The sequence below is a fragment of the uncultured Bacteroides sp. genome (assembly GCF_910578895.1).
GTDB lineage: Bacteria > Bacteroidota > Bacteroidia > Bacteroidales > Bacteroidaceae > Bacteroides.
The window spans coordinates 44,329-56,483 of the sequence record NZ_CAJTSC010000002.1; the positions used below are offsets into that span (position 1 = coordinate 44,329).

11 protein-coding genes are annotated in these 12,155 nt (G+C 45.1%); 1 reads left to right on the forward strand and 10 read right to left on the reverse strand.

Annotation, left to right across the window (positions count from 1 at the left end; all coding sequences use genetic code 11):
• Positions 1 to 14: 14 nt before the first annotated feature.
• From ispF to QZ327_RS00990, 3 genes are all read right to left on the reverse strand, one after another.
• On the reverse strand, positions 15 to 494 hold the full coding sequence (gene ispF / locus QZ327_RS00980; RefSeq protein WP_294616362.1) for a 2-C-methyl-D-erythritol 2,4-cyclodiphosphate synthase: 480 nt from the start codon (positions 492 to 494) through the stop codon (positions 15 to 17).
• A 76-nt stretch (positions 495 to 570) separates the two neighbouring features.
• Positions 571 to 1,188, reverse strand: a complete 618-nt coding sequence (locus tag QZ327_RS00985; protein ID WP_294616363.1) for a fumarylacetoacetate hydrolase family protein — start codon at positions 1,186 to 1,188, stop codon at positions 571 to 573.
• On the reverse strand, positions 1,188 to 1,844 hold the full coding sequence (locus QZ327_RS00990) for a redox-sensing transcriptional repressor Rex (protein WP_294616365.1): 657 nt from the start codon (positions 1,842 to 1,844) through the stop codon (positions 1,188 to 1,190). Before QZ327_RS00990 ends, QZ327_RS00985 begins: the two co-directional genes overlap by 1 nt.
• A gap of 169 nt (positions 1,845 to 2,013) precedes the next feature.
• Between QZ327_RS00990 and QZ327_RS00995 the strand changes: the two genes are divergently transcribed.
• Positions 2,014 to 2,373 (forward strand): translation initiation factor, encoded by a 360-nt coding sequence (locus QZ327_RS00995; RefSeq protein ID WP_294616367.1) that lies wholly within the window; start codon positions 2,014 to 2,016, stop codon positions 2,371 to 2,373.
• A gap of 520 nt (positions 2,374 to 2,893) precedes the next feature.
• Here QZ327_RS00995 and QZ327_RS01000 read toward each other — a convergent pair.
• The 7 genes from QZ327_RS01000 to asnS all read right to left on the reverse strand — a co-directional run bounded on the left by QZ327_RS01000 (position 2,894) and on the right by asnS (position 12,152).
• Positions 2,894 to 6,322, reverse strand: coding sequence for an SUMF1/EgtB/PvdO family nonheme iron enzyme (locus QZ327_RS01000; protein WP_294616368.1), 3,429 nt, complete (start codon positions 6,320 to 6,322; stop codon positions 2,894 to 2,896).
• A 411-nt stretch (positions 6,323 to 6,733) separates the two neighbouring features.
• Entirely contained in the window at positions 6,734 to 7,726 is a 993-nt protein-coding gene (gene tsf / locus QZ327_RS01005; protein ID WP_294616370.1) for a translation elongation factor Ts, read from the reverse strand.
• Between the two features lie 126 nt (positions 7,727 to 7,852).
• Positions 7,853 to 8,689: a 30S ribosomal protein S2 gene (rpsB, locus tag QZ327_RS01010; RefSeq protein WP_294616372.1), complete on the reverse strand. Its 837-nt coding sequence runs from the start codon at positions 8,687 to 8,689 to the stop codon at positions 7,853 to 7,855.
• A 220-nt stretch (positions 8,690 to 8,909) separates the two neighbouring features.
• Positions 8,910 to 9,296 carry a 30S ribosomal protein S9 gene (rpsI, locus tag QZ327_RS01015; RefSeq protein ID WP_013545814.1) on the reverse strand — a complete coding sequence of 129 codons (387 nt, stop codon included), beginning with the start codon at positions 9,294 to 9,296 and terminating at the stop codon, positions 8,910 to 8,912.
• Between the two features lie 6 nt (positions 9,297 to 9,302).
• Positions 9,303 to 9,764, reverse strand: a complete 462-nt coding sequence (gene rplM, locus QZ327_RS01020) for a 50S ribosomal protein L13 (RefSeq protein ID WP_294616374.1) — start codon at positions 9,762 to 9,764, stop codon at positions 9,303 to 9,305.
• A 337-nt stretch (positions 9,765 to 10,101) separates the two neighbouring features.
• Positions 10,102 to 10,593 carry a DUF4488 domain-containing protein gene (locus tag QZ327_RS01025; RefSeq protein ID WP_294616376.1) on the reverse strand — a complete coding sequence of 164 codons (492 nt, stop codon included), beginning with the start codon at positions 10,591 to 10,593 and terminating at the stop codon, positions 10,102 to 10,104.
• 155 nt (positions 10,594 to 10,748) lie between these two features.
• The gene (gene asnS, locus QZ327_RS01030; protein WP_294616378.1) at positions 10,749 to 12,152 is read right to left on the reverse strand and encodes an asparagine--tRNA ligase; all 1,404 of its coding nucleotides are present in this window, start codon (positions 12,150 to 12,152) and stop codon (positions 10,749 to 10,751) included.
• Positions 12,153 to 12,155: the final 3 nt, after the last annotated feature.

Consider the following 12,155-nt stretch of genomic DNA (forward strand, 5'->3'; position numbering starts at 1 on the left):
CGCGACAGGGACAATCACCCTTTCATTATCAACACAGTCGCATACGCGGAAATCCCCTCTTCCCTGCCCGTGAAGCCCAGCTTCTCGGTGGTGGTCGCCTTGATGGAGACATCGTCTTCATCAACACCCATCACGGCGGCAAGCGTCTGCTGTATGGCGGGGATATGCGCCTTCAGCTTCGGACGCTCGGCGCAGACGGTGGCGTCGATGTTGCCCACGGAATAGCCTTTCGTTGCTATCAGCTCCACCGTCTTCTTCAGCAGTATCTTGCTGTCTATGTTCTTGAACTCGCCTGCCGTATCGGGAAAGTGATAACCAATGTCGCGCATATTCGCGGCGCCCAGGAGCGCATCGCAAATGGCGTGTATCAGCACATCGGCATCCGAATGGCCCAACAGCCCCTTCTCGTGCTCCAGGCGCACGCCGCCCAACCAAAGTTCTCTGCCTGTCACCAATTGGTGGACATCAAAACCGAAACCTACACGTATCTTCATAATCTGTCTACTAAGATGTCTGAACACAAATAGGGCTCCACGCCCATATCAAAGAAGTATAAAAGAACCGCCGGTATCAGCGGATATGGAAGTCAAGCAGTTTTTCTTCTCCCAAATAGCCCTGCAAATGCTGCCCGATGCTGACGGGTCCCACACCAGCCGGCGTGCCCGTGAACAACAGGTCTCCAATCTTCAACGTCATGAAACGGCTGACGTATGCTATTATATCGTCTATCTTGAAAAGCATATCCGCCGTGTTGCCCCGCTGCACTTCGGTGCCGTCTATGTCGAGATGAAAATCCAAGTGCTGCAAGTCGCCGCCGGCTTGTTCCAAAGAAACGAACGTGCCGATAGCCGCCGAATTGTCAAACCCTTTGCAAAGTTCCCACGGGTTGCCGGCTTCGCGGAACTTCCGCTGCAAGTCGCGGGCGGTAAAGTCGATGCCCACCGTCACCGCGTCATAGTAGCGATGTGCGAAACGCGGGGCAATGTTCTTGCCCAACCTGCAAATGCGCACCACGACTTCCGTCTCATAATGCACCTCGTTGGAGAAGTCGGGAACAAAAAACGGCTTGCCGTCTTTCAGGATAGCCGAATCGGGTTTCATGAAGATAACGGGTTCCCGGTTTACTTGCGTATGCCCCAGCTCCTCGTTATGCTGCGCATAGTTCATTCCTACTGCGATAATCTTCATTACTTTATCTCGTTAAAGTTCAAACGGTTAAACATTACAGCCAAGTGCGCATACAACGAAGTGTTCTGCACCACGATATCCTCGGGCACGCGGATACGGAACGGAGTGAAGTTCCATACGGCTTTGATGCCGCCAGCCACCATCGTGTCCGTAATCTTCTGCGCAATCTCGATCGGCACTGTCAGCACACCGATATTCACATCATACTCGCGCATCTTCTTCTCAAAATCATCGGAGTGATAAATGGGAATGCCGTTCAGCGTCGTACCTACCAGGTCGGGGTTCACATCGAATGCCGCCACAATCTCCAAACCGAAATGGTTCAGGCCGGAGTCGCGCAGCAATGCGCCGCCCAGGCTTCCTACGCCGAAAAGAAAAGCCTTGTGTATGTTGGTAAATCCCAGAAAATCTTCCAGCACGGCAATCAATGTGTCTATCTCATATCCTACACGCGTGCGGCCGGAGATATTGACATACGACAAATCTTTGGCTATCTGAGAAGCGTCAATATTGATCTCTTTGGAAATCTGAGTAGAGGAAACAAAACGCTCACCTTTCTTTCTAAGCAACTTTACATTGGAAAGGTACCACGGAAGCCGGCGCAAGGTAGGTTCCGGCACCTTCATGGAGTCTTTCTTTTGTAACTGATTGTTCATAGTCTTCCCTTTAAGTTCTCAATATTATGACTGGCAAAAGTAGTGCTTTTTTTCCAATCCGTAATATATCTATGACAAAAGGTTAACATTATTTCTACCTACAATTGCAGAATTCCTTGCAAAACCGTACTTTTGAAGTCTTTTTCACAGACAATCAAAATCGGTATATATGGCTAAGAACCCCAAAAACAATGACTGGAAAGAGCGGCTGAACGTGGTATACTCCACCAATCCCGACTTCCATTACGAAACGGAAGAGACTGAAGAACAAGCTACACTTCAACCCTCGCAACAGCGCCTGCGTGTGCAATTGGACCGTAAGAACCGGGGCGGAAAAGTGGTGACCCTCGTTACCGGATTTGTCGGAACGGAAGACGACCTGAAAGAACTGGGCAAATTGCTTAAAAGCAAATGCGGAGTGGGCGGAAGCGCCAAAGAGGGAGAAATCATCGTGCAAGGAGACTTCAAGCAGAAGGTGCTGGAGTTATTGAAGAAAGAAGGCTATACGCAGACCAAAGCGGCAGGGTAAATGCCTGCCGGAGCAACCGGTTTCCCTCCGTTTTTGCCTGCCGGTTTCCATTTTTTAGAAATGTATGGATTTCGATATCCGGCTACAGACCAAGCGGTTACTGATTTCCGTTCGTTTCTTTCCGCTCTTTCTTGCCACCGGGCGAAAATAACGCATTCTCGCCACGCCCCAAAAGCAAAGTGTCAAAAAGCCAACCGTCGTATTTATTATGCCACCAACATATTTATCCGGCAATAAAGATTAAGAAAGAGATAGGAGAAGGATTCTTTTTTTGGGGGGATTGATACGAACACAGTTATTATTACATTTGAGAACCAACAATCTGCATTGCAAACAAAGTTCTCACCATTAAACAGTGCCAACAAAGAAATCAAATAACTTGAAAACTTTGCCGACACTATTTATGAGAGAAGGATTTGATATTAAAAGCTGTAAGAATCACCCCAAAAGTCTTGTGCCTAACTTTTGGGGTGCAGTTCATCTACTTTATATATCCATTTTCCACAACCATTCCGTCTTATCAGTCTTCAATAATTACGCGGAAACCTACATTAAATATGCGCTGGTAGGGCAGGAATCCCTTACGCGAATAGGAAGTCGAGAACTTGGGTCTTTCTATAAACGACCCGCCTCTCACGACCTTATATTCCGCATCTGTCTCTTCATTCTTTACATCATAGGGATAAGATACGTAGTTGGAGCGGGTCCACTCTCCTACATTGCCGTGCATGTTGTACAGTCCGAAAGGATTGGCTTCATACTGTTTGCCCCCAACCTGCACCAGGTTTCCATCGTCCACACTCTCCTCTTTCGGAAGGAACGTGTAGTGCTTATACATCGCATGGTTGGGCTTCATCGGCTTGGGGTCTACACCTGCCACGGCAAAGAGCAGCGTGGTCTTATCCGCCAGGTTCTCTTTCTTTCCAAAATCCGCGTTCATGTCTCCATACCAGAAGTCCTTATCGCTTCCGGCCCTACATGCCCATTCCCACTGGGCTTCGGTAGGAAGCGTCACGCGCAATCCGGTCTTCTCGCTCAATTTCCTACAGAATCCCATAGCATCCTGATAGCTGACGCGAATAACCGGCTGTTCCGGTCTATTGGCAGGATAGCCCTGCACTACGTGGTCTTTCCATTGCTGGTCAATGAAACGACTGTCATGTTCGGGATAGAACACGTTGTACTGTTCATTGGTAGTCTCCAACTCGGCCATCCAGAAAGATTTTTCAATATTCACTTTTGCCGTCGGATATGTATCCGAAGGACCGGCATAGCTTCCCATTATGAATTGTCCTGCCGGAATACGTACAAATGTCATGCTTACTCCGGGAGCGATTTCTATAACCTTACGGTTTTCTTCCTCGGCAGCCTGCTTGCCTTGTGCTGTCGCAGCATCAAACGGCCACCCTTTCACTTTCAGTTCCTTCACCTTCTTTTCTTGCTCTTTGAGAGGCATGACGGGGCGGACTTCTCCCTTACTCTTCAAATAAGAGGCATAATCCGCCAGTTCTTTCCTCCAGTCCACACTGCTTCCGTTCGCATACTTGTCGGTAAGTTCTATCCGGCGCTTATACTCATCAAAACCTTTATAAGGAGTCTTGTTGAGGGATTTCACGTCAAAGTAGCCTTTATCGGGAGCATTATAGTCAATCCAATTATACAAGGTGCGCCACTCTTTGTCCGTCAGTTTCACATTATGGTGTCCGCGTTTCAACATACGAACCAATTCGCTGGTATTGGGGTGATACTCATAAGGCTGCAACACGACCATATCTCCTTCTCCACCCTGACGATGGATATAAGGATGGAAGTTCAGGTAGGACGTACCATATCCGAACTTGTCTTTCTTTCCTCCTCGCAGGTCGAAAGCTTTTCCACCGTCATGACAGGCAATGCAAGCCCGGTCAAGGATAGGCTGAATCTCCAAATCGAAAGTGAACGAACGGACGCCGCCTTCGGGGGGAGTAATGGCATCGGGATCTTTCTGAGAAGCAATCACCCGCTTGGGAATGGCAATCTGGTTTTGATCTTCGTGACAACCGATACAAGAGACAACCTCTCCCGGCTGGGCGGTTACCCAACTACGCATCCATTGAATGGCTACACCGTCCTTATCTACCGGTTGTATGGACAAAGGCGTATTTGCCGGTGCCTTGAAGATGACCGATCCGTCTTTTTCTACAGGAACGGTACCCAACAGGCGTTTGATATCCCATCCGGACTGGATGCCGTGCCAGTTATGATCCGACTTAGCCGATGTATAGGCATATTCATAAGCGTGCAGACGAAGTTCTTTCACCGTGCCGCGAGGTATCCCGCGCAATCCCTCACCTTCATAAATATCCTGAATGAAGAAGGTAGCTTCTTTCTCGTCCATCTTTACACGATCGGGAATTACAGGCGGCACCGCCACCTTGCGCACCAATGCCGGACTGATAAAACCTTCATCTTCCGCTTCGAATATACAGGTCACATTATCGAATATGTCCACCAAATAAATACCCCATAATGATTCCGGAGACAATTTGGCAGCTACCAGGAAGTATTTGTCACTTAACACGGTAGGTTTGATGAACTGCGGCCATACGCCATCTACCAAACGGTCTTTAAGTTCCTCCTTGATGGGGCGGTTACGATATGGTATCTCCTGCACCATTCCCGCCACATTCTTACGTCCCTTAGTGGGGTCGAAAATAATCATCCGACCGGAACGAGCCACACCGTGATGCCCTGAAATAATCCCGACAAAAGCCGAACCGGTGCCGGGAATGGGCTGTACATCGAAAGTACTGTTAGGGAACATGGAACCACTGCCATAAAGAGCTTTGTTTTCCGTTCCATCAGGATTCATGTGCATTATAATCCGGGAATAATAATGAGTAAGGTCCGTATATTCCCACCGGGTATACATCACGCGCCCGTTGTTCATAATCACCGGATTCCAGTTTCCATCCTGGTCAAAGGTCAAACGACGCAAATTACGGTCCTCGGGATTGTAAAGCACCATATTTCCCACCGGATTACTTCCGCTAAGGCAAGGTACGCGGTGATAACCGATATTGGAATTGGCGATAATACGTCCGTCAGGCAGATAAGTTCCATCATAAAATTCCAAATCCGGTTCTTCGTTCTCAACTAACGGATGCAAACCATTACCATCCAACCGGACTTCAAAAATATTCCAACGGCGATCGTTGCAAAGCTGCGTAAACATCATCCGGTCACCGTCCCAATGCAGGCGCAGGTCGGAAATCGGTGAATCAATCTTGGGTTTATAAACCTCACGGACACTCACCTCGCCACGCAGATTCGACAGTTCAACAATCGAAGCATCGAATCCTTTACGTCCCGATGAGCCCTGATTAGACCAGTTGTTGTTCTGAGTACCCAATTTGGGAGCCATTGCACTACGCGCACCCTCACCCAAGACATAACGCGCCGCCACAATCTTATCCGTATCCAACAACGGATTACCCAACAGGATGCAACGTTTCAACTCCAACGCCTTAGCCGCATCCGACAAAGCTTGGGATTCACCCTGATAGATTCCTTTGAAACCTTTGCCGACCAATCGTTGCAATTCCTGCCACATCGGTTCATACTTATCCACAAGGTAATTACGGTTCGCTTTCATATCATCGAAAGCAAGTTTTATCGCCTCTACATTCAACCATGCCAACCGGTTCTGCAACTCCAACACATGGTCTACTTCGCCACGCAATGTCATCACCGCTTTCAGTTGTTTGGCACTGTCCGCTTCAGACTCTATCGAAGAAAAGCGGTTTAGATAATAAACCTGATCACTCAACCGGGTAATCCGTTTTTTCAACATCCGTTTTTCATAGGAAATACCGGAAGAAACTGTACTGAGCCCAGCCTTTACTTGCCCCATTGCCAAAGCAGACAAAGACAAAAGCACTGTGCTTAATAATAAAAATACCTTATTCATAGAATTATTATTAGATAAAGACAAAATATCGCCACAAATTCAAACAATCATCTGATATGCAACTTAAGACAACATTCGTTATCACTCTCTTACAGGTCATAAAAGTACAAACAGAAACACATGAGGGGCTTGTAGAATTATATATATTATTGTAGTTATCGTCTCAATCTTTGTATATTGACCTAAAAACACAACAATGAATATAATTCTACAAGCCCCACATGCGTTCCCATGAAACCATTAACCGACAGAAATAAAAAAAACTATGAGCAAACGGCAATACAAACAATCCATACTCCACCCAATAATGAAATACGGATGGAAAAGAAAAGAAGAAATTAATTGTATAAAAAAACAGTCACTACGGATATTTCCGAGTGACTGTTTCTTACATTATTATCAAAATAAAAATTATTCGGCACGCAAAGTGAAGCGCTTGAAGTCAACAATCTTCAATTCGGGATCAGCTTCTTTCAACACTTCTCTTACTGTCTTCTTGCCATCCATGATGTCTTCTTGGTTCAACAAGCAAACTTCTTTCAAGAACTTGCCCAAACGACCCTTGGCAATGTTCTGAATCATTTGTTCCGGCAGGTTTGCAGCTTTTTCTGCAGACACGGAAGCAATGATTTCTTTTGCCTTCGCTACGTCTTCAGCAGTAATCCAACCCTTAGCCATGTTGCTTTCCATGTGGTCTTCGCTGTCTACGTGAGCAGGGTTGATACCAGCTTTCTTCAAAGCAGCTTCAACAGCTTTCTGTACTTGTTCTGCTTTTGTCTTCTCAATAGCAACTTCGATTTCTTTCTGCTTAACCTCTTCAGAAACACCGTCCTCATCGATAGCCAGCGGATTCATTGCAGCAATCTGCATTGCTATTTGCTTAGCCAATTGTTCGTCAGCGCTCTTGTTGAAAGCAACGATTGTACAAAGACCGTTTCTGTTCATGTGATTGTAAACAACAGTCGTTGTACCCTCTACAGTCAGATAACCGTCGAGTTCCATCTTCTCGCCTGTGATACCGCTACGGTCAGTCACAGCATCCTGTACAGTACCGTTACCCATCGGCAATGCTTTTACCTCATCCAAAGTTTTACACTTGTTGGCAACAGCAAGGTCAAGAATGTCTTGAGCCAGTTTCACGAAATCAGCATTCTGAGCAACGAAGTCAGTTTCACACTTCAAAGCAATGATAACAGCAAAGTCACCGGTAGTTTTAGCCAAAACACAACCTTCAGAAGCCTCGCGGTCTGAACGCTTAGCAGCAACAGCCTGTCCCTTCTTGCGGATAATCTCCATTGCCTTATCGAAATCGCCTTCTGCATCGTTCAATGCATTCTTGCAATCCATCATACCAGCACCGGTCATTTTACGGAGCTTGGTTATATCAGCCATACTTACAGCCATAATATCTTTCCTTTATATTTTAGTTAATAAATATCATTCTAAAAAACGAAAAAGAGCTGAGAATAGAGAATTGAGAATTGCTGTAAAGTAACTCTCAACTTTCAATCCTCAACTCTCCACTATGAATTAAGCCTCTTCGTCTTCCTTGATGAAAGCGGCAGCCTTGGCTGCGTTGATTGCATCTTCGTCAGATTTGTCGAGTCTTGCTTTTGTAGCTTTCTTCTTGCCTTTGTTAGCAGGAGCCTCACCGGCAGCTTCCATATCTACTTTTTCAGCTTTGCGTTCTTCCAGACCTTCCTGCATAGCAGCACAGCAAGCATCCAAGATAACTTCTACTGATTTAGTAGCATCGTCATTTGCCGGAATTACGAAGTCGATGTTTGAAGGATCTGAGTTAGTATCAACGATACCAAATACAGGAATGCCCAAACGGTTAGCTTCGCGAACTGCAATGTTTTCTTTCATTACGTCGATTACGAACAAAGCAGACGGCAGACGAGTCAGGTCAGCGATAGAGCCCAATGTCTTGTCCAACTTAGCACGTTGACGAGAGATTTGCAGGATTTCTCTCTTAGAGAGGTTAGAATAAGTACCATCGTTAGTCAGTTTATCGATAGTAGCCATCTTCTTCACAGCCTTACGGATTGTCGGGAAGTTAGTCAACATACCACCCGGCCAGCGCTCGATTACATAAGGCATATTTACAGATGCAGCCTTATCGGCAACCACCTGCTTAGCTTGTTTTTTAGTAGCAACAAACAGGACTTTCTTTCCTGATTTAGCGATTTGCTTCAAAGCTTCAGCAGCTTCGTCTATTTTAGCAACCGTCTTGTTGAGGTCAATGATATGAATACCATTGCGCTCCATGAAGATATAAGGAGCCATTGCAGGGTTCCACTTTCTTTTCAAGTGACCGAAGTGGCAACCGGCTTCCAATAATGTATCAAAATTAGTTCTTGACATTTTGTTTTAATCTTTAAAATCGTTTACTTTCTTTTTTGTTTTTTCTAAACCAACCGCCGGGTAGCCTATCCGAATGAAGAGTCCCGGTAGTTTAGATACTAAACGCTTTTTTCAGTTCTTGAGTCTTTAAGTTTCTGAGTTTTAAGCTTCCGCGTCCGAAGGAAACCTCATTAGCTCTAACTTACAAACTAACAAACTTATAAAACTTACAAACTCAAAATTAACGTTTACTGAACTGGAATCTACGACGTGCTTTCGGTTGTCCCGGTTTCTTACGTTCAACAGAACGAGGATCGCGAGTCATGAAGCCTTCAGCGCGGAGAGCAGCCTTATCTTCAGCATTGATTTTCACCAGCGCACGAGCAATTGCAAGACGCAATGCCTGAGATTGACCGGTAAAACCACCACCACAGAGGTTCACTTTGATATCGTACTTTTCAGCAACACCCAATTTACTCAACGGCTGTTTAACTACATATTGAAGAATGCTTGATGGAAAGTACTCTGCGAGGTCTCTCTTGTTAATAGTAATCTTTCCAGTACCTTCGCTTACGAAAATACGTGCAATTGCACTTTTACGTCTGCCTAATGCATTTACTACTTCCATTATCTCTTATTTAAGTGCGTTAATATCAATCATTTTCGGGTTCTGAGCTTCGTGCTTGTGCTCGTTGCCGGCATATACATACATATTACCCAACAATTTAGCGCCCAACTTATTCTTAGGCAACATACCCTTTACTACTTTTCTCAGCAACTTGTCATCACCGTTCGGTTTTGCCTGCAAACGAGCAGGAGTAATTTCTCTCTGACCGCCGGGATAACCTGTATATGACAGATATACCTTGTCATTCCATTTGTTACCGGTTAATTTTACTTTGTCGGCATTGATAATGATTACATTATCGCCACAATCTACGTGAGGAGTAAAGTTAGGTTTATACTTTCCTCTCAACAGTTTCGCAACTTTTGCGCCCAAACGACCCAACACTTGGTCTGTAGCGTCAACAATGACCCATTCTTTAGTCACTGTAGCTTTGTTTGCAGAAATGGTCTTGTAACTTAAAGTATCCACTCTTAATTGTTTTTTTAAAATGTTACTACTAAATGTTTCACTTCACCACGAATTAACCACCTCGGACAAAGGGAGATTAACTCGCTATGAATTAATTGCTTATCCTTATGAGATAATAATCGGCTTGCAAAGGTACGGATTTTCTTATAACTGGCAAACGTTTTCTTCTTTTTTTTAAGTTGCACTTGGCTGATATACAACAAAAAGAAATTATCTTCCAAGGAAATAAAGACATCCCTGGAAGATAATGAAACAGACCTCTACCGACACAAGCAGGCATTCCTTATCAAGGCGTACTGACTATTGTATAAAGAAGCAAAATCATGTCTATTTACCGCTACCGAACAATATTTTCAGGAAATACAAGCGGCATATTCAGCCGTTTCCAGGTTTCGTGAAACCATGTGTTCAGTTCATTCCCGTTTAAATCTTTTGCAATAAAATATTTCAGGTACATCACGCCGCCTTCGCCCATCTCGAATTCGAGAAGATTATCCTTATGGTCCAGCATAGGTAAATGAATATTCCTCTCAATGCTTTCTTTGTAGGCTGTATCCGACACTTGCCGGTATGTGCCATACCCTGTAATAATGGCATCCTCACCGGGACGTATCGTAAAATTCACGATACGACCATCGTCGCTCAACACCTTGAATGTATTACTCGGCTTCAATATTCCGGGAATATCCGGATTTTCGGACACATAATGACATAACTGCCAAATACCCTCCAGATGCGCCGGTTCAAAAGCCTCCTTATCCTGCGCCCGGACTCCTGCTACCGCAAACAGCATTGCTGCCAGCATGGTAAAGAAATAATTCTTTTTCATATTCGTATGATATTGGTTAACGTTACATCACTGCTGTTGCCCAAATATAAAGAATTATTTCGAAAAATAACATTTTAGCACATAAAAAAAGCCCGCATAAATCAAAGTTTATGCGGACTTTTCCATAAAATATATTTTATTTCACCTTCTACCGATTAGAACTCTGCATTACGCGGAGTACGCGGGAACGGTATCACGTCACGAATGTTGGTCATACCCGTTACGAATAACAGCAAACGCTCAAAGCCTAACCCGAAACCTGAATGCGGGCATGTACCGAATTTACGGGTATCAAGATACCACCACATATCCTTCATCGGAATATGAAGCTCTTCGATACGGTTCATCAGTTTAGCATAATCCGCTTCACGTTCCGAGCCTCCGATTATCTCGCCGATTTTCGGAAAAAGGACATCCATGGCACGCACGGTCTTTCCGTCCTCATTCTGCTTCATATAGAATGCCTTGATTTCTTTCGGATAATCTGTCAGGATAACCGGACGCTTGAAGTGCTCTTCCACCAAGTAACGCTCATGTTCGGAAGCCAAATCAACTCCCCAATATACAGGGAACTCAAACTTATGCCCTTTTGCCGCAGCTTCTTCCAAAATCTTGATACCATCCGTATAAGGCAGGCGAACGAAACTTTCCTTCAAAACACCTTGCAGACGCTCTATCAAGCCCTTGTCGAACATATCGTTCAGGAACTTCACATCATCAGCACAATTGTCCAAGGCCCACTGCACGCAGAACTTGATGAACTCTTCTGCCAAATCCATATTATCGGTGATATCATTAAACGCAACTTCCGGTTCAACCATCCAGAATTCCGCCAAGTGACGGGGAGTATTGGAATTTTCCGCACGGAACGTAGGACCGAATGTATAGATGCCACCCAACGCCGTAGCGGCAAGTTCACCTTCCAACTGACCGGAAACCGTCAGACTGGCTTGCTTGCCGAAAAAATCGTCATCGTAGATAATAGAACCGTTTTCGTCCTTCTTCAAATCATACAGGTTCATTGTAGTAACCTGAAACATCTGTCCGGCACCTTCACAGTCGGAAGCCGTGATGATAGGCGTATGGAAATAGAAGAACCCTTTCTTATGGAAGAATTCATGGATAGCGATAGCCATGTTATGACGGATACGGAACACTGCGCCAAACGTATTCGTACGCGGACGCAAATGAGCAATCTCACGAAGGAACTCCATAGAATGTCCTTTCTTCTGTAAAGGATATGTGTTGTCGCAAGTTCCCAACACCTCTATTTCATGAGCCTGAATTTCGGCTTTCTGACCGGAGCCTACCGATTCCGTCAATACACCGTTCACGCTCAAACAAGCGCCAGTCGTAATATTCTTCAGCATCTCTTCATTGAAGTTTGCCAAATCTACCACAATCTGCACATTATTTATTGTAGAACCGTCGTTCAGGGCGATAAAATTAACTTGTTTACTACCTCTGCGGGTACGAACCCAGCCTTTCACGTTGACCATAGCGCCAAAATCTTCACGCTTCAACAGGTCAACAATCTTTGTTCTACTGATTTTTTCCATAAT

Excerpts from the sequence above, each read along its gene's own strand:
- asnS (WP_294616378.1), bottom strand. The coding sequence starts at position 12,152 with ATGGAAAAAATCAGTAGAACAAAGATTGTTGACCTGTTGAAGCGTGAA.
- QZ327_RS00985 (WP_294616363.1), bottom strand. The coding sequence starts at position 1,188 with ATGAAGATTATCGCAGTAGGAATGAACTATGCGCAGCATAACGAGGAG.
- tsf (WP_294616370.1), bottom strand. The coding sequence starts at position 7,726 with ATGGCTGTAAGTATGGCTGATATAACCAAGCTCCGTAAAATGACCGGT.
- rpsI (WP_013545814.1), bottom strand. The coding sequence starts at position 9,296 with ATGGAAGTAGTAAATGCATTAGGCAGACGTAAAAGTGCAATTGCACGT.
- QZ327_RS00990 (WP_294616365.1), bottom strand. The coding sequence starts at position 1,844 with ATGAACAATCAGTTACAAAAGAAAGACTCCATGAAGGTGCCGGAACCT.
- rpsB (WP_294616372.1), bottom strand. The coding sequence starts at position 8,689 with ATGTCAAGAACTAATTTTGATACATTATTGGAAGCCGGTTGCCACTTC.
- QZ327_RS01025 (WP_294616376.1), bottom strand. The coding sequence starts at position 10,593 with ATGAAAAAGAATTATTTCTTTACCATGCTGGCAGCAATGCTGTTTGCG.
- QZ327_RS00995 (WP_294616367.1), top strand. The coding sequence starts at position 2,014 with ATGGCTAAGAACCCCAAAAACAATGACTGGAAAGAGCGGCTGAACGTG.
- QZ327_RS01000 (WP_294616368.1), bottom strand. The coding sequence starts at position 6,322 with ATGAATAAGGTATTTTTATTATTAAGCACAGTGCTTTTGTCTTTGTCT.
- ispF (WP_294616362.1), bottom strand. The coding sequence starts at position 494 with ATGAAGATACGTGTAGGTTTCGGTTTTGATGTCCACCAATTGGTGACA.